This window comes from Pseudoalteromonas sp. Bsw20308 (assembly GCF_000310105.2).
In the GTDB taxonomy this organism is placed as follows: Bacteria; Pseudomonadota; Gammaproteobacteria; order Enterobacterales; family Alteromonadaceae; genus Pseudoalteromonas; species Pseudoalteromonas fuliginea.
Genome location: NZ_CP013138.1, coordinates 2415372 through 2439502, shown reverse-complemented (window position 1 = coordinate 2439502; position 24131 = coordinate 2415372). Strand labels below are relative to the sequence as shown.

The 24131-nt window shown below is 39.4% G+C and carries 18 protein-coding genes; 12 read left to right on the top strand and 6 right to left on the bottom strand.

Annotated elements, in window-relative coordinates; genetic code table 11:
• Positions 1-110: 110 nt before the first annotated feature.
• From D172_RS10465 to D172_RS10420, 10 genes are all read left to right on the top strand, one after another.
• Positions 111-1361 (top strand): cation:proton antiporter, encoded by a 1251-nt coding sequence (locus D172_RS10465; RefSeq protein WP_007375499.1) that lies wholly within the window; start codon positions 111-113, stop codon positions 1359-1361.
• A gap of 468 nt (positions 1362-1829) precedes the next feature.
• Complete coding sequence (locus tag D172_RS10460) at positions 1830-2237, top strand: hypothetical protein (RefSeq protein ID WP_007375498.1); 408 nt, start codon at positions 1830-1832, stop codon at positions 2235-2237.
• Between the two features lie 748 nt (positions 2238-2985).
• A complete protein-coding gene (locus D172_RS10455; protein WP_007375497.1) occupies positions 2986-4485 on the top strand; it encodes a hypothetical protein in 1500 nt (499 codons plus the stop codon).
• 355 nt (positions 4486-4840) lie between these two features.
• Entirely contained in the window at positions 4841-6970 is a 2130-nt protein-coding gene (locus D172_RS10450) for a ferritin-like domain-containing protein (RefSeq protein ID WP_007375496.1), read from the top strand.
• A 122-nt stretch (positions 6971-7092) separates the two neighbouring features.
• A complete protein-coding gene (locus D172_RS10445; protein WP_045984408.1) occupies positions 7093-7986 on the top strand; it encodes a DUF692 domain-containing protein in 894 nt (297 codons plus the stop codon).
• A 23-nt stretch (positions 7987-8009) separates the two neighbouring features.
• Positions 8010-8861: a DNA-binding domain-containing protein gene (locus D172_RS10440; RefSeq protein ID WP_007375494.1), complete on the top strand. Its 852-nt coding sequence runs from the start codon at positions 8010-8012 to the stop codon at positions 8859-8861.
• 185 nt (positions 8862-9046) lie between these two features.
• Positions 9047-9385: a hypothetical protein gene (locus D172_RS10435; protein ID WP_007375493.1), complete on the top strand. Its 339-nt coding sequence runs from the start codon at positions 9047-9049 to the stop codon at positions 9383-9385.
• Positions 9378-10718: an SPFH domain-containing protein gene (locus D172_RS10430; protein ID WP_007375492.1), complete on the top strand. Its 1341-nt coding sequence runs from the start codon at positions 9378-9380 to the stop codon at positions 10716-10718. The genes D172_RS10435 and D172_RS10430 overlap by 8 nt, the downstream gene beginning before the upstream one ends.
• Positions 10719-10870: 152 nt before the next feature.
• Positions 10871-11137, top strand: coding sequence for a YrhK family protein (locus D172_RS10425; protein WP_007375491.1), 267 nt, complete (start codon positions 10871-10873; stop codon positions 11135-11137).
• Between the two features lie 77 nt (positions 11138-11214).
• Positions 11215-11730 (top strand): M23 family metallopeptidase, encoded by a 516-nt coding sequence (locus D172_RS10420; protein ID WP_007375490.1) that lies wholly within the window; start codon positions 11215-11217, stop codon positions 11728-11730.
• A 110-nt stretch (positions 11731-11840) separates the two neighbouring features.
• Here D172_RS10420 and D172_RS10415 read toward each other — a convergent pair whose 3' ends face one another.
• Entirely contained in the window at positions 11841-12788 is a 948-nt protein-coding gene (locus D172_RS10415) for a sodium-dependent bicarbonate transport family permease (protein WP_007375489.1), read from the bottom strand.
• 149 nt (positions 12789-12937) lie between these two features.
• On the opposite strand from D172_RS10415, the gene D172_RS10410 reads away from it, so the two are divergent.
• Positions 12938-13882: a LysR family transcriptional regulator gene (locus D172_RS10410; protein ID WP_007375488.1), complete on the top strand. Its 945-nt coding sequence runs from the start codon at positions 12938-12940 to the stop codon at positions 13880-13882.
• Between the two features lie 19 nt (positions 13883-13901).
• On the opposite strand, the gene D172_RS10405 is transcribed toward D172_RS10410, so the two are convergent.
• From D172_RS10405 to D172_RS10395, 3 genes are all read right to left on the bottom strand, one after another.
• The gene (locus tag D172_RS10405) at positions 13902-14903 is read right to left on the bottom strand and encodes a LacI family DNA-binding transcriptional regulator (RefSeq protein ID WP_007375487.1); all 1002 of its coding nucleotides are present in this window, start codon (positions 14901-14903) and stop codon (positions 13902-13904) included.
• A 74-nt stretch (positions 14904-14977) separates the two neighbouring features.
• Positions 14978-16504 (bottom strand): MFS transporter, encoded by a 1527-nt coding sequence (locus D172_RS10400; RefSeq protein WP_007375486.1) that lies wholly within the window; start codon positions 16502-16504, stop codon positions 14978-14980.
• Positions 16505-16536: 32 nt separating this feature from the next.
• A complete protein-coding gene (locus tag D172_RS10395; protein WP_007375485.1) occupies positions 16537-17865 on the bottom strand; it encodes a GH1 family beta-glucosidase in 1329 nt (442 codons plus the stop codon).
• A 239-nt stretch (positions 17866-18104) separates the two neighbouring features.
• Here D172_RS10395 and D172_RS10390 point away from each other — a divergent pair, with 239 nt between their 5' ends.
• The gene (locus D172_RS10390; RefSeq protein WP_033022987.1) at positions 18105-20681 is read left to right on the top strand and encodes a glycoside hydrolase family 3 protein; all 2577 of its coding nucleotides are present in this window, start codon (positions 18105-18107) and stop codon (positions 20679-20681) included.
• A gap of 327 nt (positions 20682-21008) precedes the next feature.
• On the opposite strand, the gene D172_RS10385 is transcribed toward D172_RS10390, so the two are convergent.
• Complete coding sequence (locus tag D172_RS10385; RefSeq protein WP_007375483.1) at positions 21009-22496, bottom strand: tryptophan halogenase family protein; 1488 nt, start codon at positions 22494-22496, stop codon at positions 21009-21011.
• Complete coding sequence (locus D172_RS10380; RefSeq protein WP_007375482.1) at positions 22489-24039, bottom strand: tryptophan halogenase family protein; 1551 nt, start codon at positions 24037-24039, stop codon at positions 22489-22491. Before D172_RS10380 ends, D172_RS10385 begins: the two co-directional genes overlap by 8 nt.
• Between the last annotated feature and the right edge of the window lie 92 nt (positions 24040-24131).

Genomic DNA, 24131 nt, shown 5'->3' with positions numbered 1-24131 from the left:
ACAAAAAAGCCATGTTAGGTTTACTCCTAACATGGCTTTTTTGCGTTTTAACAAGACAAGTTTACGGCCTTACTAAATAATAACTAATTTAATATTACGGATTAATAAAAATGGAACTTACAAGCAGCTTAACCATATTTGAAATTGGCGCGATATTTTTATCAATTACGGCGTTACTCACCTATGTGAATCACCGTTTTATTGGCTTGCCAACAACCATTGGTGTAATGGTTATTTCGATGGTGGTTTCTATTGCGGCTATATTTTTGGGCTTTTTAGGGTTTGATGATCTTATAGATTACGAAGTGAGCTTGCTCGATCAGTTAGATTTTACTGAAGTTTTGCTTGATGGCATGCTCTCTATGCTGCTTTTTGCTGGGGCGCTGCACGTAAATGTTAGCGATTTAAGGCGCTATAAATTGCCAATAGGCATTTTAGCCTGTGTGGGTACGTTGCTATCAACGGTTATTATTGCTGGCGCGCTTTATTTAGTACTTCCTTTGCTTGGTTTTGATTTAGCGTTTATTTGGTGTTTACTGTTTGGTGCATTAATTTCGCCAACCGATCCTATTGCGGTAATGGGAATTTTACAATCTGCGGGTGCGCCTAAAAGTATTGAAACCGTGATTGCGGGTGAGTCGTTATTTAACGATGGTATTGGCGTGGTTATTTTTGTGCTTTTATTGGGTGTTTTATCAAGTGGTGATATTCCTACAACCTATTATGTAGCGCACACGCTGGCGGTTGAAGCCGGTGGCGGTATTGTTTTTGGTTTGGTATTAGGTGGTATTTTATATTACTTACTCAAAAGTATTGATAGTTATCAAGAAGAAGTACTACTTACTTTAGCGGGCGTTATTGGTGGTTATGCACTTGCAAGTCATTGGCATTTGTCGGGCCCACTTGCAATGGTAATGATGGGGTTAATGGTGGGCAATCATGGCCGTAGTATGGCTATGAGCGACAAAACACGCCATTACGTTGATTTGTTTTGGGAGCTAATTGACGAAATTTTAAATGCCATTTTATTTGTACTCATAGGGCTTGAAGTCGTCATGATTGCATTTTCGAGTAATTTATTTATTGCTGGTGGCTTAACAATTTTAATCGCCTTACTCGCACGTTTAATCGTTGTGGGTATAACAACCACTACATTTAATAAGCAATTAGAGTTGCCATCAGGTGCGTGGAAAGTTTTAACCTGGGGTGGCTTGCGTGGTGGTATTTCTGTTGCATTGGTATTGCAATTACCTGATGGGAACGAGCGCGATATTTTATTAGCTCTCACTTATGCGGTTGTGGTGTTTTCTATTTTAATTCAGGGTTTGAGTATTGGTAAAGTAGCCAAAACTATCCGTTAAATATAATTTTTTAAAAGCGTGTGAAATAGCTGTATTTCACACGCTTTTTATTTCCTCTTATAAAAACAAAAAGGGAAGTGTGTGTTTCAAAACAGTTAATTCATTAATGATGAAAAGTTACTAGAGTCGAAATTATAAATACATGACTTAGTATTGCATGTGATTAAATGTATAAATTTTTTTGATTGTTATTCAATTACGCTAAGGCAAGATGCTTAAAATAAAACGGACTAAATAAAAGCATAAATAATTATATACGTTCTAAAACGCAAGATAGCTATTTCAGACACAAGGGTTGGTGCGTAAGCTACTTAAATATATAGAAAAATGCTAACCGTATTAGACTAAGGTCTATAGGTTAATTTTCTTCACTTATTAGGTTTGTTTTAATCGTTTGTCGTTTTTGTGGTAATTCACTAAAGTTCAGTTGTCGGCAACAAGCACGGCTTAACCAACAGGACTACGACCATGAAACTTACACTTATCAAAACTATCGCTCTTAGCTCACTACTTACATGTTCAGCTGCTGCAGTAGCTGATGCAAGTGATTACAAATTAATGGTTATTGAAACTGCAACAGCGCCACAGCCACTTGAGCAATCATTTAACAGCTGTGCACTGAATGTTAAGTCAAAAAATTATGCGCAAGCTGAAGCAATTTGTACTAAAGCAATCGCGCTTTTAAAAGACGCAGATGGCCCTAGATTTAAAGTTCGCCAACTTACGTCATTCGCATTAAGCAACCGTGGTGTTGCACGTTTAAAAGCACATAATGACACTGCTGCACTTGCTGATTTATATGAAGCATCAAAATTATCTAACAGCACAATGGTATCGCACAACTTATCTCGTGCTAAAGAAGAGCTTGCTCTTTAATAATAACTTTATAGTCATTGATGGGCTGTTACGTTTTCGAGAATAACAAAACCCCACGTTAGGTATTACTTAATGTGGGGTTTTGCATTTAAAACACATTCGTTTACAAAAACCACCTACTATGCAAACCTTATAACTTTAGGTACATATAGCCTGAATTAGAAAGTAACAGCTCCTTCTCGTTGTGCTTAATTAATCTGAACTCTGGATAATAAATCTATTTCGAGCAGCTATTTTCAGCGCTAACTGCGTTGAATTTACTTGCAATAGGCCAGCTATTGAAGCGTAAATTCGTCTTGTTTCCACTGAAAATTTCTGGCTAGAGAAAATAAACTTAAATATCATTATAATTCAATGTTTTAGTAAATATCTTAACCAGAGTTTAGGTTAATTAACAAATGTAAGTGCTTAAATTAACATTCCATGTAATGATATAGGTACAGGGCATGTTAACTTGTTGCCATCCCCCCATAAAAACTCAATAAATTTCTGTTGTTTAAATTTATACCAACCTGCATAAATCTTTGAGCATTTTAACGAATTACATTGCACTATAACGTCGTTAAAATTTTTATTTAGAACAACTAGATAAAAATTTTTTGCCTAGTTCTAGCGTAATTTTCTTAACGTTAAATAGATCTCATATATAAGCAGGTTGGTATTACTTATTTTTTATAAAAATAATTCATTTAATTTATAACAATATGATTTTTAATAATAATTAAAGTACAAAAAAGGAAGTCTTTGTATGTTTTTTAAAAAAAGTCAGTTAGCTATTTCATTAGCGTTTACGCTAGGCCTTGTTGGATGTGGCGGCGATGATAAAGCGAGCGTTGCAGAGCCCGTTGCAGAGTCTGTAGTAGTCAATGCAGACCCAGTGAAGGTAGACCCAGTAGAAGTTAACACCATCTCTCTTACTGGAAAGGTTATTGATGGCTATGTATCTGGTGCAATAGTATGGCTAGATATTGATGGCAATGGTATTTTTGACGAGCAAACAGAACCTTCTGTAGTCTCTGAAGAATCGGGTAATTATAGTTTTAATTTTACAGAAGAGCAGGCGCTGTGTGTGCCGTATTCAACTATGTATGTTGATGTACCTGTTGGCGCAATTGACGAGGATTTAGGAGAGGTAACACAAGCGTATCAAATGTCATTTCCGCCCTCAATTGAGGCTTTGACTGATGAAGATATTCGAAATATATCACCTTTAACAACCGTTATTTGGGAGCAGTTGAGCCTTCAATTACAAAAAATTGGTAACAATAATTTAAGTTGTGATGCACTTAAGGAAAATATTGAGCTACTTGCAAACCTTCAAAGCGAAATAACAAATGTAATGCAAAACTTGGTTGCGCATTATAATTTGTCGACGGAACAAATTTACTCAGATTTTATCGCTACTAACGACAGCGACGCTTACGACAGAGCACAAGCAATTGTTAAGGGGTTAAAAGCGGCCTATAAATTCAAGCAAGAGCTAGATGCTCAGTTTCCTGATGCAGAAGAAGTAAGAGCAGTGATTTACCAAGACACAGCAAAAGATGCAGAGTATGGGTTTGAAAATGCATGGTACCGCGACAAAGTTATTTTTGCGGGCACTGAGTTTTTTCATGAGCAAGTAAAGCTTAAAAATACAGACGAACTCGATAAAATTGATTTTATTTTAACTCAACTTCAATCAATAGATACGCCTTGGGGCGAAGAGTCGTTAAATGGAAAATTAAGAGTTAGAGATGATGTATACATTAACGTCGATCGTACTTACCGATGCTCTAGTATTGAGAACGTTAGTTTTGAGAAAAGTAATGTGCGTTACAGCGTTGATAATACAAGCCCGTCGGTTAACTTCCCAACAGCGGATGAATGCGTTAGTTCTAATTTAGATACACCGTTCGAGCGAGGTTTTAGCATTAGCTATACTGAGTCAGAATCGTTTTACCAAACTGACTTTGCCTTTAGAGAGGAAAATGCCGACTTTCAAACATTATCTGATTGGGTAAATGTTAAAGACAAAGCTGCTGATTTAGACACTCAAGATTTAGTTACTGTACTCGCTGCTATGCCCTATAAGTTTGATGACGAAACATCTATTGATGCTAGCTTTTGGCGTAAATACAAAACCACAGACAACGTACGTATTATTAAAACAATTGAAGGGCAATGGTTTAGAGAGACTCGCCGAGAAGATGGAACAACGCTGTATGAATGCGGTGAAAACGGTGTTGATTGGGGGCCATGCGAATAGTTTCTCCTTAAAGTATGAATGTTAATTATTTATGCTAATTAACCTGAACTCTGGATAATAAATCTATCTCAAGCGGCTATTTTCAGCGCTTTGGATAAAACGACAAAATGTTCAACATTAAAAACCACGTTAGGTTAATACCTACCGTGGTTTTTTGCTTTTAACTAAATGTCCTTATAAATCATTTGGTTATGTGGTTTTAATCTCGGCTGTAACGCATGTAATATTGGTGTAATAGTAAGATGTTATCCCGTACGCTAAAGTATTTTAGAAGGAACATATTTAAAAATACTTAAATGATCCGTGTTTAAGTTTTTAAGGTGTTCGGGGTATTAATATCTAGGAGAAAACTACAATGCAGCAAGAAGCAATAACTAAACTTAAAAACCGTAACATTAGTCACCTCAAAGCCGATTTAGCGTGCGTAAAAGCAATAGCTCAAGCTGCTATAAATGTTGAGCTTTTCACTATTCCGATTTATATGGTATCGCTTTATTCTATAAAGGGAATGCATCAAATTAACAGTGCCGGAAGTAAACTTTACGCTGGGCGCTGGTGGCCAGGCTCTGGTGCAACGGCCGCAACTAAGGAAAAACCACTAACAACCAATGAAAATGTGTTTAATAAGGTATACAGCGTTTTTATTGAAGAGATGTTGCATCTACAGTTAGCTTCTAATATGGCTAGCACGATAGGTGTCACGCCTATTTTTACAAGTAAAGCATTACAAAGCGACGATTATGGTTGGCATTGTTATAAAGCAAATTCAACATTAATACCGCATATCTTAGATTTTACAGACTGGAAGGGCAAAGATCCTGATTTAAGTAAGTTAACAGTAGAGCTGAGGGCAATGAATGAGGCGCAGGTCGATCTTTTTTTAGCGATTGAAGAAAAAGCTGAGCGTGGACATGAGATGTTATTTAACCCTCCAGTAAAGCGGAAAAACGGCGATGTGGGAACGAAGTATTTTGAATCAGCGCCATTTAATTGGTTTACACCGAGTATGGGAGAAACTGATTTACCATTATTTGGCTCTATTGGTCATATGTACTTGTGTTATTGGGATTACTTAGAGATTACTTATTCCGATGGTAGTCATTTACTATCGCACTTAATTTCACCTGCAAAAGACAATGGCTTACAGCGAGATCAATTTAATAATACCCCACCGAGAGAAGCTAAGCAGTATCCAGGTATTAAAACTGAAATAGAATGTACAACTCAAGATTTGAATAACGTAAAACTACAGCTCATCAATAATATTAATGCTATTACTGACCAAGGTGAAGGTGATGATGTGGTTAAAACGATTATAGAACGTTGGGTAACTGAGCCTTGGGCGGTTTCGTTTGAGAAAGCTCAAACAAAAAAAGCGGGTATGCTCAGTAGCGTGCAATCTAAGTTTCAGCCGAGTAAAGAGGGCTTAATTAAAGATTACCCAGGGTATGATGATCAAGGTAATCCTACAGCGGCTGCATCAGGCTCTGCTCAAGCGCGCTTTGATAATGGGGGGAAAGATCATTTTGAACTATTCGACGAAGTTAAAAGCTTAATAGCTAAAGATGATTATATTACCTGGGATGTATGGCATGAAAATAACCCAGATAAACCTTGGAATGATGCAATGCTAGGTATTGATGTTGCACCTCACCTACCTAAAACATCCGATATTGCAGCGGCTTTAAATCGATTAGGTTCACCAGCAGAAATAGATAATACGTTTACTATTTTTAGCTCTTCTGCTGTTGGTACCATTAAAGGAATTACAACATCACTGAACAAATATTGGGCTGATCCTAAGTCACAATTTCCTTCGCCTGCGATGGGTGGCTCTGGAGATCGTGTTTCTATTTGTTGGGCTGTTACGGGCCGTTGTCCTGATCTAGTTACAGGCATTGAAAATCAAACAAAACAACAGTTGTATCATGCGTGTCAAGGTATGGCGATAGATGAAAGTAGTGGTGATGATAAGAATGTGTGTGCTGATAAATTGGCGTATCACAGCTGTAAAGGGTCGAACGAGTGTAAGACACAAGGTGGTTGTGGCTTTGTGCAAAGCGCAACGGGTGGCGGTAATTGCGGTAGTTCTGCGGCAGCAGGATTAAAAAGCGCGCCAGCAGATAATTTATGTGGCAGTTTGGGAGGTTGCGCTGTGCCTATTTCAGCATCACAACTTTACCCTGCACAAAGTGATGCTAATTATGAAATGCAGTTATATAAATTTGGTGAAGCCCCACACTTTCATGCACAAGAAATACAATGGCCAGAATTAGTTGCAAGAGATATGTTACCTCCTACTGTTGTTGAAAAAAACTCTATGCCTTATCACCAAGGTGAAGCTGTTTACGATGTTGCATGGCGCAGCTACTGTGCTGCAAAAGGTTTGGTGAAAGTGCAAGGTAGTGGCCATAATAAATCCATTCATATTCCTTCATCGCCGGCACCATCTGATATTCGTTTGGTATTACCGCCTTCAACTTAAGCGATTTTTTCAATAGCAAAATTAGTGTAATCAATTCAGTGCACCATTACACAGCTATAAACCGTAAGGCTCCTTTATGGGGGCTTTACTCATTTATAAGGACCAACATTTTGACGAAAAATATGCTTAATTTAGAGCCATTGGGATTTGGGGTTGGATTAAGAACACAGCATTTCCCTTATCTCATGAATGAAAAAGACTGGGGGATTGATTGGTTTGAAATAATTAGTGAAAATTTTATTGATAATTATGGCTATGCTCGTCACGTATTAGAAGAAGTCCGTGCAAAAAAACCGATTGTAATGCACGGTGTGTCAATGAACATTGGCAGTACAGATCCCTTAAATCAGGTATACCTTGAAAAGCTAAAAAAACTTGCTCATGAAATCGAACCTGAATGGATTTCAGATCACCTTTGTTGGACAGGTACAATGGGTGTTAATAGTCACGATCTTTTACCTATGCCACTAACTAAGGAAAGTTTTCAGCATGTGGTTTCAAGAATTCATTATGTGCAAGATTTTTTACAACGCCCATTAATACTTGAAAACCCTTCTAGTTATTTAGAATTTCAACAAAATACTTTTACTGAATGGGACTTTTTATCAGAACTAGTTAATCAAACTGGCTGCGGACTGTTGCTAGATGTAAATAATGTTTATGTGTCATCTTATAATCATGGTTATGACCCTGAAACATTTATTAAAAATCTCCCTCATGATCACATTGTGCAGATACACCTAGCAGGACCTACATTAATGGGAGACTGCCTTATTGATACGCATGACAGACCCGTGCCTGAAAAAGTGTGGTATTTATATCGACTGGCTCAGTCACTTGCTGGCGGTAATATTGCTACTTTACTAGAATGGGATGCCAATATACCTGACTTTCCTACGTTAGTGACTGAATTGAATAAAGCGCGTTCAGTTCTTAGAGGTGCCATGCCAAGCACAGATAATATTTTTAGTACAATAAATGACACAATAGCACTCTCTACTCCAATAGTCCGTTAAATAACATATGGTTAGATCAAAGTATGAATGAAGTAACGCTGAAGAAAACACAAGAATGGATGATGACGATGTTAGTTGTACGTGGCGATCTTAGAGAAAAAGTGATGCAAGCTTCTGCACATACTGATTTATCTTGGGAGTTATTAACCGAAGGTAAAGAAAGATCAACATTTTTTCGTCGCTTAAACATATATGCTGCAGGGTATGTTATGCGCTTAGTTGAGTGCTTAAAATCTGAATATCCAACTCTTGAGAGCTTTATGGGGGAAATAGTTTTTGCAGATTTTGCAAAAGCATACATTGTTACTCTTCCCTCGGAAAAGCCAAGCTTGTATGACTTAGGTGCTGGATTTTCACTGTTTCTTCAAAGTACTCGCCCAGAAGGTAATTATAGCTCTGAGGAGGAAGCCTTTTTTTCTTTGCCGGCTGAAATTTCTCGTGTTGAGCGAGCACAGGCGGAGGTATCATTAGCTAAAGGATTTGAAGGAGAGCAAGATGAACTCGCTGTATTAGATTTTTTTTCGATACTACAACAAAAGCTTACTGTAAAAACACCTCCTTGTTTACGTTTAGTTGAATTAGCTTACCCAATTATACCATTGATGGAAAAGCTCCAATTACATGATGGATATGATATGCCTGTAGCAAAATTAAATTTTGTCGCTTTGTCTCGTATTAATTATAAATTAAGTACATTAGCGCTTGAATCTTGGCAGTTTGAATTTTTAAAAGTGTGTGAGCAAGAGCCTCTTTTATCAAATTGTATTGAAATTACGTCAAAAATCACTGGTTTAGATAAAGGTGATTTATTAGCGCGTTTATTGTTCTGGCTGCCCAACGCTACTGTGCATGGATTACTTAAAGTAACTTATTAATATAATCAAAAATATCACTTTATTCCGGCTTTTAAATTACAGCTTAAACTCTATTTTATTTATTAAACACTTTTTAATCTGTTTTTTACCTAGCATTACTGTAAAATTATCGGCTTAACATTTGTATAGCAATATTTACAATTGTTATTGCTCGTTAAGTATTTAAACTAATTTAAGTAGAGCTTATGATTTTTTACATTATAGGGTTAAGTTTACTTGTTATTATTTTATGCGTTGCGCTTTATGTAATTTACAGCAATATAAATAAAAGTCGAGTAAGAAAATCCAAGGAATACAACGTACTGTTTGATAAAGACACGATAGTGGATGATTTAATCACTCAACTAACAGAAAAAAATCAAACACAAGAAAACCAAGATAAAACAGCTAAAGGTAAAGAAGAAATCCTTGCAACATTTGTTGAGTTACATCGCTCTGGTAGCTTTTGCGCACATTTGAGTGAACAGGAAATTATTTACTTTGTGAAAAAGAAATTAAACATGGAGAGTAATAAAAATGGATAGCGAAAAAGCAGTCCCAGCAGTAAAAAGTGACTCATTTATGAGTCGATTTGGTCGTCGTAATGTAATTATAGTGTCATCAATTGTTGTTGTACTAGCGGTAATTGCAACGCTTACATCGCAAGTTGTTTCGTGGAATGAAGCAGATGAGCGTTTAGTACATCAATCGGCTTTTACAGGTAACTTAACCGTAATAAATCAAGCCGGCCCTTATTTAAAAGCGTTTGGTAGTACATCTGCTTATAAAAAAGTAATTTCGATTAATTTTACGGGCGATGCCGGTGCAACAGCAAGCGCAATTGTGCCGTTAATACCAATTCGATTTTTAGATACCACAACGGGCGGCGCACGAGGTGTTTCTCGTTTTAGGTTACCAGGCAATGTACCAGCAGCTGAGTCGGGTGCTCTACGTGGTTTACTTAAAATACACGAAGAGTTTGGTTCACAAGAAACATTAATATCTAATTTATTAATGCGTGCAACCACTGAAAATGTAAAAGCGTCGGCGCGTATGATGTCGGTAGAGCAACACTACTCTGGTGGTAATGGTCAATTAAGCCAAGATTTTGCTGATCAATTAACCAACGGTATTTTTGTTACTGAACAAATTATTAGTACAGGTGAGCGCGATAAATCTGACGATTTAGGTAATTTAAGTAAACAGCAACGTGTCACTATTAATATTAAAGTGGACGATGAAGGTAATACATTGCGTAACGCACCTATTTTAGGCGCTTACGGTATTACAGTAGTTGATGCCAGCATTATTGATATTGACTACGAAAGCAAAGTAAATGCTCGCCTTGAAGCCCAAAAGCAAGCAGCTGCTGATGAAGCACTAGCGCGTCAAAATCTTAAAAAAGCTGAGCAACAAGCACGTACAGAAGTGGCTTTAGGTGAACAAGCAATTGCTAAGCAACGTGCTGAATCTGAAAAGCTAAAAATCAAAGAGCAAATTGATGCTGAACGAATTAAGGCAAATGCCATTATTTCTGCGCAGCAACGAGTGGCTGTAAAAGCGGAGCTTGCAAAAGAGCAAGAAGAGATTTTAAAGCAACAACGTTTAGAAGCATTAGGTATGGACGTTTTAGCTGAGGCTCGTTTAAGAGCTAAGTCTGCTGCACTTGATCCAAAGTATGTATTTGATGAAACGCTAAAAGCAGAAGTTAAAATTCAAACTGCTTTATTTACAAGCTTAGGTAATAGCCGTTTAGTGCCTGAAATTGTAATAGGCGCAGGCCAAGGCGAGCAAAGTAATGGCTCTGAATTTATGCGTTTATTAGCCGCCGATGCTGCATTAAGTCTTAAAAAGCGTTTAGAAAAAGAGAAAAAATAAACGATTAGTTAAGTATTGCACAAACAATAAAAACGTTGGCTGATTCGCATTGGCCAGCGTTTTTTATTGCGTAAATTTTGTTATTGTATGGTGCAGCTTAGCTTGTGAAAACAAGCTTTTTAAATTATGAAATAAAAGAGTGAGCAGTACTTATGGATTCCAGTAATCAATTTATTTTAGATTTAGGGCAAGAGCATATTACCATTCAGCGACGATATGAAGCGCTGGGAGCGTTTAACGATTTTTTGATTGCTGTATGGTTTTTAATTGGCAGTTTTTTCTTTTTAAATGACTCACTAATAGAAAGTGGCACATGGTTGTTTATAGCGGGCAGTGCCCAATTGCTTATAAAACCTGTTTTGAAGTTGATCAGCTTAGTACATGTTAGTCGGGTATTTCATTCAAATAAAACACCATAAACACGACTTATGATGAGTTCAGTTATTATGGCTAATAATTTACCAATATAAGTTATTTAAATATCAAGGATAGAGCATTGAAAGTACTTAAGTGGATTGCAATTGGCATTGCTACTGTATTGATTATAGGCTTACTAATTCCCGAAAAAATAATGATTCCGGTACAAGGTGCCACAAGTAAAGATTGGAACCATAACACGTTTTGGTACGAGCCTTGGGGTAGGTCGGGTGTGCACAAAGGAATTGATATTTTTGGCACAAAAAATACCCCCGTAGTTGCCTCAACAAATGGTGTTGTTATATTTGCAGGTGAGTTAAGCCGAGGTGGTAAAGCGGTTGCTGTACTTGGGCCAAAATGGCGCGTGCATTATTTTGCACATTTAAATGAGTACAGTGTAAGTGCTGGCGATACAGTGAGCATAAACAGTCAAATTGGTTTACTGGGCGATACTGGAAATGCCGCAGGGAAACAGCCTCATGTGCATTATTCTATTTTATCGTTAGTGCCCATGCCGTGGCTTTTTACAACGCAAAATCAAGGGTGGAAAAAGATGTTTTTTTTGAGCCCACATAAAAAATTAACGATTAAGTGACCATTGTATTTACTATAAAATGACCTTTTTAATTTAGCTGTTAATCCCGTATAAAGTGGGCTTAACAGCTTCAAAGTAATAAATTTTAATTGTTAATACTGATTTTTCGTTTACTGCATTGCTACTGCGAGCTGGTGGTATAAACCAATACCAACAATCACATTAAACGGGAAAGTTACACCGAGTGAACTCAGCATAGCAAGACCAATATCGGCTTTAGGGATTGCCGCCTTTATTGCAGCGGGTGCGGCTATGTATGAGGCGCTGGCTACTAAGCTGCCTAAAATAACTACCGAGCCTAATTCTAAATTTAAAAGTGTGCCTACTGCTGTGCCAATCGTGCCTAAAAATAGCGGGGTGACGATAGCAAATACCGCTAGTTTCCAATGCTTCCAAGGGATAGGGCGTAGAGTTTGCGCGGCGACTAAACCCATTTCTAGTAAAAATAATGCCAACACAACTTTAAAGCTACTGGTTAAAAGACTCGTTACTTGGCTACCTTGCACCGTGCCGTACATCATACCTATTACTACACCGCCAACGAGTAAAATCACACTTTTGTTCGTGAGAGTTTCGTGCCAAAGGGCTTTTAACGACAGCTCATTATTTTGGCCGTTTTCTTTATCAAGCTTTCGGTAAAGCAATAAACCAACAATGATTGCAGGGAGTTCTAGCATCACTAAATAAAGGGTTACTTCTGCGCCTACTACTAATTTAGCCGACTCGGCATAGGCGAGCGCAACAGCAAATGTACCAGCACTCACTGAGCCGTAATGTGCGGCAATGCTGGCGCTATTAGCAACAGAGAGTTTAATAACGTATTTTAAAATAGGGTAAAGCGTAAGGGGTATAAGTGCACCAAGGAGCATAACCGATCCCATTTCGGGCAGTAGTTGCCAGCTTAAGTTACCGTGCAGCACCATACCGCCTTTTAAGCCGATAGTTAACATAAGCAATAAGCTTAATGTGTCGTAGGTGGCTTTTGGAATGGCCAAATCAGAGCGTAAAATACCCGCTACTAATCCTAAAATAAAAAACATAACAACAATATCTGGCACTGGCTTTCCTTACTAGTTGGTAAATTAAGTAGCGCTATTGTAGATAAAACTTTGTATAGTAAATAATAAAATAAATACGAGTTAGTTATAGGTGTTTATCTATGGGTTGCTTATTAGATAACTATTATTAGGTACATTATGAGGTAGGTATGGATTTACGACATATATCGTTTAGGTTGCTTGAAGTATTTATGAGCGTGGTTAAAACGGGTTCAATAAGCGAAACCGCAAGGCGTTTACACCTAACACAGCCAACGGTATCGCTACAAATAAAGCGACTGCAAGAAGCGGTAGGCGAGCCATTACTCCTTATACAACAGCAAAAGTTACACGTGACCGATGCAGGGCTTGAACTGTTTAAAACATGCCAACAGGTGTTTGGACATTTTGAAGACTATCAAGATTTTTTAACCGAGCTTAATGGTGGATCGCGCGGCCGTTGTAAAATTGCAATGGTTAATACGGCGCAATATATTTTACCAAAACTACTTGGACCTTATAGTAATTTACATCCCCATGTTGAGCTCCCGCTTGAAATAGGTAACAGGGCTGAGGTACTTGATAGGTTTGAGCGAGGAGAGGACGATATTTATGTATTTAGCCACCCGCCGTCGCTTGAACACGCACAAGCTGCGCGTTTTTTGCATAATCCACTGGAATTTATAGTGCCGCTAAACCATCCGTTAGCTCATGTAAAAGCCGTTAAATTAACTGATTTAATGCAGTATCGTTTTTTACTACGAGAAAATGGCTCAGCAACACGTATGTTATTTGAAAGCGAGTTACAAAGCCGAGGGTTAGTGCTGAGCGATAGCGTGCAAATGGCGAGTAATGAAGCAATACGCGTCGCGGTTGCATCGGGGATGGGCATTGCGGTTTTATCACGCCATGTACTTGCAACAGACGATACTAGTTTTAAAATTTTAAACGTAACCGATGCCCATTTAGCGAGTCATTGGTATTTTGTAATGCGAACAGATAGGCACATATCGCATGCTGCACGTAACTTTTTAAAGTTTGCGAAGCAGCACGTAGAGCAATATTTAGATACGCAGTGGGTGCGTAATGAGTTACATAACTTAGATTTAAACTAGATTTAAATTAGGTTTAAAGTTAATTAATGTCCGGTGTTGAGTCTCTTAAAATAAGCTTTGGCTGAAACACGTGCTTTACTGTTATGCCGTTTTTTTTATAAATGTCTTTAAGTACTAAGTTAGCCGCAGCTCGACCCATTTCGGGAACTGGGTTATCTATTGTAGTCAGTGTTGGGTAGAGGTAATTGGTAAAAATTACGTTATCGAACCCAATAATGGCTAAATCTTTTGGCAGGTTAAAACCGTGTTCGCGGGCGTATTTCATGGCACCCGATGCCATTTCGTCATTGGCACACACAAGGGCGGTTATTTGCGCTTTATTTTGAATAAAATGCCTTAAGCCCTCGCTGCCGCCGGTTTCTTTAAAGTCGCCTATGTAAAATAGGTTTTCGTCAAAGGTTAGGTTGTACTCTGCTAGGGCTTGTTTGTGACCTTTTAAACGATTTGACGCGTCTTCTTTAAACTGTGGGCCTGCTATGTACGCAATGTTTTTATGGCCTTTGTTGATCATGGCTTTAGTGGCTAAGTAGCCGCCCATTACGTTGTCGAGGCTAATGCAGTTTTCTTCAATTTCTTTAACGTAGCGGCTCATTAAGTAAATAGGGGTTTTGCCTTTACTTAACTCAATTAGGTACTCGTTTGATACCGCTTCTACGTGGGCAATAATAGCGTCGCAATTACGGCCTATTAAAAATTCAAAGCCGCTTTTTTCTTTTTTCTCGTCACTGTGTCCAGGGGTAATAATCACGTGTTTACCCGCAATACGAAGGTGCTCTTCAATGGCTGACATCATTTGACCAAAAAACGGACCATCCAACTCAGAAACTAAAATACCGACGCTGTTTGTAGTGCTAGACGCCAAAGAGCGAGCAATAGAACTTGGCTGATAGCCTAGCTCTTTCATTGCTTCTAATACCTTTTTTTTAGTTTTTTTGCTTACGTAGTCGTTGTCGTTAAGTACCCTTGAAACAGTTGATAAAGACACACCTGCCATTTCTGATACTTGATAAATTGTCGCCATTGATGTCCTAGCTTATATGTGTTTTTAATCGCGCTTTATAAAATATAAAGCGCGAAGGGTCATTAAAAGTTAATTTACACATTACTGCGTCTAATTGCTAAGTTTTCTGTTATTTTTTGCGTCATCGCTGAGGTAAGCGGATAAATAAGCATCAATGCGGCGCCTAAAAAAGCAAATGCGGCAGGTATCCAGCTCATAAGTAGCTGCATGCCAGGTAAGGCCTGCGTAATTGTTAGCTCATCCATGCCGTTATAGCCGTAGCCTGCAAGTACCACCAACACTAAAGCACCTGCAAAACCACCCCCGGTTTTTTGCACAAATGTACCCGCAGAATAAATAAGGCCAGTAGCGCGGCGTTTGTTTTTCCACTCTGAATAATCGGCTGAATCACCAAGCATACTAAAAAATAATGTTGGCATCATCGCGGCAAAAAATTCAGCAGCGCAACCAAAGGTAAATACAGCGACCAGGTTATCGCTAGGCACCCAGTAAAATGCAGTAGTGAGTATGCCGCTTAGCATTAATGAAGCAATAAATAGGTTTCGTTTACCCATAATTTCGGCTAGTTTACCTGTGGCAAGTGCGCCTAATATAGATACAACCAACAAGGCGATAAAGTATTGCCCAGCCATGAGTTCATTGGCTACGTGGTACTTAAAGTAGTACGCAATTACACCGTATTTTATGCCATTAAACATCATGGTTAAAAAACCAATGCCGAGTAATACCAACCAAGGTTTGTTGGTCAGAAGATCAACCATGTCGCGCTGTGAACCTGTTAGGCTTTGCTTATCTTTATTGAGTAATTTTTTAATAACGAATGTCATTGCAGCCATAACAAGGGCAAAAAATACGCCGCTGTATAAATCGCGGTAATAAAAAAACAGGGTGGTAGCAAGCAAAGGTAGGATTATAAATGGCAGGCTTTTGGTTAAATCAAACAACTCTGATTTTAAATTACCTTCATTTGAGGCATGCGGTGTTACACGCTCTTTGGTGGTCGCAAACGTTATAATCATTAAAATAATAAGTAAGCTGGCAAATAAGTACATAGTAAGCTGATAGCCTTTGGCGTTGTCGCCGCCACCAAAAAATGCCACTAGCTCAGGTAAAAAACCCATAACCAATAAGCCACCCGTAAACGCACCGGCAAACCTAAAACCAGAGAGCTTTGTGCGCTCTGTATCGTCTGGTGTCATTACGCCCATAAGTGCCGAGTAGGGCACGTTACTTACGGTGTAAGCAAGCGTTAAACCTATATAAGTTACGTAGGCATAAATAAGTTTGTTGGTGGTGCTAAAGTCGGGTGTAGTAAAACACAACACCATAAACAAGCCCAAAAATGGTGCCGAGTAGAGTATCCATGGGCGAAATTTACCAAAGCGCGACTGCGTTCTGTCGGCAATCATACCCATAATAATGTCGGTTACGCCATCAGACAGCCTTACCACCAAAAATAACATGGCAGCGGCTGCAGCCGATATGCCAAATGTATCGGTGTAAAACACCGCTAAATAAGCAAGCGCGCCGCGCCATACTAAGTTAGCGCCGGCATCGCCCATGGCGTAACCGACTTTTTCGTATAAAGGGAGTTTGTTCACAGTGTGTGTTCTTATTGTTATAAGCCGATAAATTATCGGCTAGTTATTAGTTTACTGTACGCTTTACCGCTGGCTTTAACAGTTCGTTTTTGTGTGTTGTAGTCTACGTGTACTATTCCAAAACGTTTTAAATATCCTTCAGCCCATTCAAAGTTATCCATTAGGCTCCACGCAAAGTAACCATCTACTTTAACGCCTTGCTCGGTTGCGTTATGTAGGGCATTTAAATGTTCGTGGTAATATTCAATACGGTCGATATCTTTTACTTCACCGTCTTTAAATTCGTCAGCCATGGCTGCACCGTTTTCGGTAATATAAATAGGTGGTAGGGTGTATTTTTCGTTTAACGATACAAGTAATTCTGTAAGCGCTTTAGGGTAAATTTCCCAGCCAATATCGGTCATTGGCGCTTTATGTGGCAGCTCATGGTAAAAGTCGGTATCGCTTGCTTGATAATGCATGCGGGTATAGAAGTTAACCCCTAGGTAATCTAGCGGTTGAGCAATTATTTCCATATCGCCATCTAAAATGTCAGGGCGGTGGGCTTTAGGTAATTGCTTAATAATATCAGGGTATTTACCTTGCATTACAGGCTGCATGTACCATTGGTTTATATAGTCATCAGCAAATGCAGTGGCTTTTAAATCGTCTTCACTTTGGGTAACTGAGTAACAAGGCGTAAAGTTAAGTACAATACCGTTTAGCGTATTTGGGCTATTTTTAGCAAGTACTTGCATAGCTAAACCGTGACCCAGTAATAAGTGGTGCGCGGCTTTACGACCAAATTCACGACCTACAATGCCAGGCGCATGTACGCCAATTTCGTAACCTAAGTAAGAGCTACAAAACGGTTCGTTTAAGGTGGCGTAAGAGTGCACACGTTCCCCAAATGCTTTGGTAATTAAATCTGCGTAATGGGCAAATTCGTAAGCGGTGTTACGGTTTAGCCAGCCACCTTCGTCTTCAATGTGTTGTGGTAAATCCCAGTGGTACAGCGTTACAAAAGCTTTAATGTTACGACGTTTTAATTCATCTAAAATGTCGGTATAAAACTTAACGCCTGTCGGGTTTAAGTGACCGCTTTTAGTCATTACGCGTGGCCACGAAATTGAGAGTCTGTAAGCGTCTACACCTAATGACTCAATTAGGTTTATATCGTCTTTCCAGCGAGTGTAGTGCTCGCAGGCTACATCGCCATTTGAATTATCGACTATTTTGCCTTCTTTACTGCAAAAGGTATCCCAAATACATGGCAAGCGATCAGCTGCGCCGCCTTCAATTTGAAATGAGGCCGTAGCTACACCATAAGTAAAATTTTTGGCTAAAAGTGGTGAGCCACTAGGTAAAGATAATTGTTTCATTAAGAGAAAACCTCTGCTTCTTTTTTGGTAAAGTTTGCTTTGTATAGAGCGTATATTAAATTCATTATTGGAAGCGCTTCCATATTTAATTTGATTAATCACTAAGTATGGTATTTAATAACTTTAAGGAAGCGCTTCCATATTTAGGTTAGTGGCTATTGTTAAACAGGTCAATAGTTAAATTTAAATAACAAATGGGCGCTCACAAAATCACACTGACACAACACAGGGCTATAAAAATGAAAAAAAGCTTAAACACTAACAGGTTACACATGCTCCCCATTTTAATTGGAGGATTGTGCGTTTTAAGTGGGTGTAATAAACAAGAGATTAACGCAAATAATAGCCAAAGCGCCGTAGTCAAAAAGACTGAGCATGAGCAAGGTGATTTATCACTTTGGCCAACCCTTAAAAGTAAGGTAGTTAAAACCCCTGAAATTGAAAATACAATTGCACAGTATTTAAAAACAATGACGCTTGAGCAAAAAGTAGCGCAGATGATCCAACCTGAAATTCGCGATATTAGTGTTGAAGATATGCGCAAATACGGTTTTGGTTCGTATTTAAATGGCGGTGGCTCGTTCCCGAATGCTAATAAGCATGCAACGCCTGCAGATTGGATAACACTTGCTGAGAGCATGTACCAAGCCTCGGTTGATGACTCAATTGATGGCAGTAAAATTCCGACCATGTGGGGCACCGATGCCGTACATGGCCATAATAATGTGATTGGGGCGACGTTATTTCCGCACAATATTGGTTTAGGTGCAGCAAATAATCCTGCATTAATTGAGCAAATTGCAGCAGCTACGGCAATAGAAGTAATGGCAACAGGCATAGATTGGGTGTTTGCACCAACTGTTGCGGTTGTGCGCGACGACCGATGGGGCAGAACGTACGAAGGCTACTCAGAAGACCCTGCAATTGTACGTGAGTATTCAGCCGCAATTGTAAACGGATTGCAAGGCAGAGCCGATGAAGACTTTTTAAGTGATAAACGCGTAATTAGTACCGTTAAGCACTTTTTAGGCGATGGCGGCACAGTAGATGGTGACGATCAAGGCGATAACATTGATAGCGAAGAGGTGTTATATAACATTCATGCGCAAGGTTATATAGGTGGCTTAACCGCAGGTAGTCAGTCGGTTATGGCATCGTTTAATAGCTGGAATGGTAAAAAAAATCACGGCAACAAATACTTACTTACCGATGTATTAAAAAAAAAAATGGGTTTTGATGGCTTTGTTGTAGGAGATTGGAACGGACACGGACAAGTTGCAGGCTGTACAAATGAAAGTTGCCCACAGGCTGTTAATGCGGGGCTTGATATTTTTATGGTGCCAACGGGGGCTTGGAAGCCACTTTATGAAAATACAATTAAACAAGTAAAAGCGGGCACAATAACAATGGCGCGAATAGATGACGCCGTAGCACGTATTTTACGCGTTAAATTACGTGCGGGTTTATTTGATAAACCGAGCCCCGCAAATCGAAAATATTCAGGTAAATTAAAACTAATAGGTGCGCCAGCACATCGCGATATTGCCCGCCAAGCGGTACAAGAGTCGCTAGTACTGCTTAAAAACAACAACCATTTATTACCGCTTAACCCATCAAGCAACATACTTATAGCGGGCGATGCGGCCGATAACATAGGCAAGCAATCGGGTGGTTGGAGTATTACGTGGCAGGGAACTAATAATCAAAATGCAGATTTTCCTGGGGCAACGTCTATTTATGCGGGGCTAAAAACGCAAATTGAGGCTGCTGGCGGTAACGCTATTTTAAGCCCAACGGGTGAATTTAATACCAAACCCGATGTAGCCATTGTTGTATTTGGTGAAGAACCATACGCAGAGGGGCATGGTGATAAAGACAACCTTGAGTTTGAACGTAACAATAAACGTTCTCTTAAAATATTAAAAGCATTAAAGCAGCAAGGTATTGCGGTGGTATCGGTGTTTATATCAGGCAGACCAATGTGGGTTAACAGCGAGCTAAACGCGTCAGATGCATTTGTAGCAGCATGGCTTCCTGGCACTGAAGGGCAGGGTATTGCTGATGTTTTATTAGCGGATAAAAATGGGAAGGTGCAGTATGACTTTAAAGGTAAATTGTCGTTCTCGTGGCCTAAATCGCCACTACAAACCGCAGTAAATAAGGGCGATGCTGATTACTCGCCATTATTACCCTATGGCTTTGGCTTAACGTATAAAGATGAAAGTACGCTTAGCAATAATCTAAATGAAGACTCAGGTGTTGATATTAGTAACCTTGCGCCGCTATCTATATTTAATGGCAGCTTTAAAACACCGTGGCGTTTGTTTTTAAATTCAAACAGCGAGCAGCACCAAGTAGCAAGTAATAGTGTAAAGCTTGGCGGTATTACTTATCGCACTGAAGACAAAGCGATTCAAGAAGATGCGATGCAATTTAATTTTGATGGCACTGCAGCCAGCTACATCGAAATTAATAGTAACTTTACCGAAGACAAAGTGGCCTACATTGAAGCAAATTCAGCCCTAAGCTTTAGCTATAAAGTAAACCAAATACCTAGCTCACAAACATACCTTGCAATGAAGTGCGAACAAGGCTGTGGCGGCGAGCTTGATATTACCCGTGATCTTGAAAATGCTGATTTAAATAAATGGCAAACCATGAGTATAGATTTAACGTGTTTTGCTAAAAAGGGCGTTGATTTTGCCAGAGTAACCAGCCCTTTTATTATTAAAACGGCAGGAGAACTTAGCGTTTCAGTTGCAGATATCAGCTTTGAACCACAAGGCGCTAAAACAGCAAAAATAAAGTGTGAGTAGTAGAGTGCTTATAAGTTAAGTTTATTGTGTGTTGTCTCAAAGCCCTAAGGGCGTGTTGATCTTTGTGGATTGAAATTTGTTCAATCTAGGGGCAGTTTAATCGCGGCGCGAGGTTTGTAACCTAGTGGGCTAAGTAAAAACCGAGCAACAAAGAGTAAATTGCCCCTAGGCAGAACCCTACGGGCAGCGCATGTTTGGCATTTATGCTACGTTATCGCCTATTTATGGGGAATAACCACACTACATAGGCTCTGCCTTGCCTAAAAACCAAACATACTGCTGCAAATTCAACCACCAAAGAACAACACGCCCTAATAAGGGCTTTTTTTATGCTGGGCAATACTGCTTTAAAAAATCATGGTGAGGCGGTAATTGGCTTACGCGTTGCTCTATTTGTTGCTTAATACCGTGTAAAAAACGGGTGAGTTCTTCATCGCTCATCATGCTGGCTATTAAGTGATGTTGATTAGGCTCGATACCTTGGCCAAGCATAACTTGTACCCACGAATCGACTCTAAAAATGTCGCCATCGTCTAGAAATACACGGCCTGTTTGCTTAAACAAATCAATTTTATGTTGAAGTGTTTTTGGCACTTCCATGGCATTACAATGCTGCCAAAACTCGCTGTCATCGCGATTAGTTACTTTGTAGTGCAGCACGATAAAGTCGCGAATATTTTCAATTTCGCTTTTAAGCTGTTTGTTGTATTCATCAATGGCGTGATTGGTAATGCCATTAAACGGAAATAAACGCATAAAGCGAATAATACCCGACATAATTAAGTGAATGCTGGTGGACTCAAGTGGCTCTACAAAACCGCTAGCAAGGCCAAGCGCTAGGCAGTTTTTGTTCCAGCCTTTTAAGCGACGCCCTGTTTTAAATTTAATAATACGCGGCTCTGTAAGCGGCTCGCCCTCAATGTTATTTAATAATAGCGCTTTGGCTTGTTCGTCATCCATATATTGGCTGCAATAAACTAATCCGTTGCCGACACGGTTTTGCAGCGGTATACGCCATTGCCAGCCGCTTTTGTGGGCAATAGAGCGGGTAAGTGGCAATACGGTCTCGCTGGTTGATTTTGTTTGCACCGCAATGGCGCTGTTACACGGTAGTAAATGAGACCAGTCTTCGTAGCCAGTATGCAATGCTTGCTCTATTAATAAGCCTCTAAAGCCGGTGCAATCAATAAAAAAGTCGCCGTTAATGTGCTCACCACTATTTAAAATCAATGATTCTATATGGCCCGTTTTAGTGTTTTTTATTACTTTTTGTATTTTACCTTCAATGCGTTTTACACCTAATGGCTCTGAAAATTCACGTAAAAACTGCGCGTAACGCGTGGCATCCATATGGTAAGCATAGTTAATGGGGTTTTGCTGATTAAACGCAAATTTACCGGCTTTAGCCGCTTGCAGCTCGTAGCAGTAATCGCCAAATGGGTTGTTTATTCCAAGTACTTGACCTTGCAGCCAAAAGTGATGAAATTCACCCGCCCAGCATTCTTTGCCCGTTGCGCCAAATGAGTGAATATAATGCGTGTTTTCATCGCCCCAGTTTTCAAAGCTAATACCTAATTTAAAGCTTGCTTGAGTGGCTTTCATAAATGCTTGCTCGTTTATACCCAGCAATTTATGGAATGTACGAATAGGCGGAATTGTAGCTTCGCCAACACCTACAGTGCCAATATCGTCAGATTCAATAAGGGTTATGTTTATATTGTTACCAATTAGTTTAGCAAGTGCCGCTGCGGCCATCCAACCAGCGGTGCCGCCTCCAGCAATTACTACGTTTTTAACAGCGTTTGTTTTAGTCATTATGTGGCTGCCCATTATTTGATAAAAGGTGATTTAAAAGCGCGCGATTACTTGGCAGCCCATTTAAGCACTGCGCTATTTTTTCGCGATTTTGCTGGTAATAATAATCCCCAGCACGTGGGTCGTTAAATGTATTTTGTGCAGAGACTGTTTGTGTATTAAAGCCCATGCCATATAAAACGTATTGGTAACTGCTTGATGAAAACACTTCTTCGTTTTCAATAAAATCAAAGCGGCTAGGGGGCTGAAATTGCCAAAGTTTAAGTAAGTTTTGCAGGCGCTCGGGCGCGGTATTTAAATTACTAATATCTTGCCAATAAGGAGTATCGTCGCGCTTGCTTAGCACATAATGAAGTTTTAAAAACTCAATAACGCGTTGCCAACGAGTGCTAAAACGGTCATTAAAACGCGTTTTAAGCTGGCTCATGTGGGTGCGGTTTTGCGGGAGTTGCTCGCTTATCATGCTAATTGAAAGCTCAACCATAGCAAGAGCTGACGCTTCAAGTGGCTCTAAAAAGCCAGCTGACATACCTACGGCAACACAGTTTTTAATCCAAAACTTTTGTCTGTAACCAGGGCTGAATTTTAATACGCGGTAGGTAAGTTGCTCAGCTTGTTGCTCACTGGTGCTTTTGGTTATGTAGCTTTTTAGAGTATTTGCTGCGCTTTCATCACTTTGATATTTACTACTAAATACATAACCTGTGCCACGGCGTGTTGGCAGGGCTATGTCCCAAATCCAACCGTTACTTTGCGCTGTAGATAGCGTAGCAGAGGCAATTGGTTGATTGATGTGTGCATTAGGTATTTGCGCCGCAACAGCGCTGTTATTAAATAAAATATGATCTTGCGCTATAAACTCACTATTAAAATGATCACCAATTAAACGAGCGCAAGAGCCTGAGCAATCTATAAATAAATCACCCGTTATATCGCCATTATTATTTGTTTTTAATGCGGCAATATAGCCATGCTCGTCGTTAATAACCTCGGTTACATCGTCAGTAATATGAGTAACATTTAGGTTTTTAACGCAGTAATTTTTTAAAAACTCAGCAAATTTACCCGCATCTAAATGATAGCCATAGTTGGTAACTGCTGCATATTCGGGAGTTTGTAATTGTTTTGGTGCAAGTGCTGCTTGGCATACAAAGCTTTGCATATTAACAACGTCGGCAAATTTTTGGTTAGGTGCAATACGTTGCCAACTGGCGTGTAAATTAGTGTGCTCGTAGCCTTGTGGATTCATAAAAGGGTGGTAGTAGTTTTCTCCCTCGCTGAGGTTTCGCCAATTTATAAATTTAGAACCTTGCTTAAATGATGCGTCGCACTGGGTTATAAAATCACTTTCTTTAATGCCAATGCGCTTTAGCGTATTACGCATTGACGGCCATGTACCTTCGCCCACACCCAATATAGGCACATTTGCCGACTCCACTAACGTTACATTAAGGTGCGGGTGTTCGGCGGCTAATAAGCCTGCGCTTAGCCAGCCGGCAGTACCACCACCTAAAACGACTATTTTTGTTATTGGTTTGGTCATGAGTTAACCCCCTAAAGTTGATAACAATTAAACTAGCATTAATACTGTTTTAAATACAAAAAAGCCGCTAGTAAAAACTAACGGCTTTACTT

Excerpts from the sequence above, each read along its gene's own strand:
- D172_RS10465 (WP_007375499.1), top strand. The coding sequence starts at position 111 with ATGGAACTTACAAGCAGCTTAACCATATTTGAAATTGGCGCGATATTT.
- D172_RS10460 (WP_007375498.1), top strand. The coding sequence starts at position 1,830 with ATGAAACTTACACTTATCAAAACTATCGCTCTTAGCTCACTACTTACA.
- D172_RS10455 (WP_007375497.1), top strand. The coding sequence starts at position 2,986 with ATGTTTTTTAAAAAAAGTCAGTTAGCTATTTCATTAGCGTTTACGCTA.
- D172_RS10450 (WP_007375496.1), top strand. The coding sequence starts at position 4,841 with ATGCAGCAAGAAGCAATAACTAAACTTAAAAACCGTAACATTAGTCAC.
- D172_RS10445 (WP_045984408.1), top strand. The coding sequence starts at position 7,093 with ATGCTTAATTTAGAGCCATTGGGATTTGGGGTTGGATTAAGAACACAG.
- D172_RS10440 (WP_007375494.1), top strand. The coding sequence starts at position 8,010 with ATGAATGAAGTAACGCTGAAGAAAACACAAGAATGGATGATGACGATG.
- D172_RS10435 (WP_007375493.1), top strand. The coding sequence starts at position 9,047 with ATGATTTTTTACATTATAGGGTTAAGTTTACTTGTTATTATTTTATGC.
- D172_RS10430 (WP_007375492.1), top strand. The coding sequence starts at position 9,378 with ATGGATAGCGAAAAAGCAGTCCCAGCAGTAAAAAGTGACTCATTTATG.
- D172_RS10425 (WP_007375491.1), top strand. The coding sequence starts at position 10,871 with ATGGATTCCAGTAATCAATTTATTTTAGATTTAGGGCAAGAGCATATT.
- D172_RS10410 (WP_007375488.1), top strand. The coding sequence starts at position 12,938 with ATGGATTTACGACATATATCGTTTAGGTTGCTTGAAGTATTTATGAGC.
- D172_RS10405 (WP_007375487.1), bottom strand. The coding sequence starts at position 14,903 with ATGGCGACAATTTATCAAGTATCAGAAATGGCAGGTGTGTCTTTATCA.
- D172_RS10395 (WP_007375485.1), bottom strand. The coding sequence starts at position 17,865 with ATGAAACAATTATCTTTACCTAGTGGCTCACCACTTTTAGCCAAAAAT.
- D172_RS10390 (WP_033022987.1), top strand. The coding sequence starts at position 18,105 with ATGAAAAAAAGCTTAAACACTAACAGGTTACACATGCTCCCCATTTTA.
- D172_RS10385 (WP_007375483.1), bottom strand. The coding sequence starts at position 22,496 with ATGACTAAAACAAACGCTGTTAAAAACGTAGTAATTGCTGGAGGCGGC.
- D172_RS10380 (WP_007375482.1), bottom strand. The coding sequence starts at position 24,039 with ATGACCAAACCAATAACAAAAATAGTCGTTTTAGGTGGTGGTACTGCC.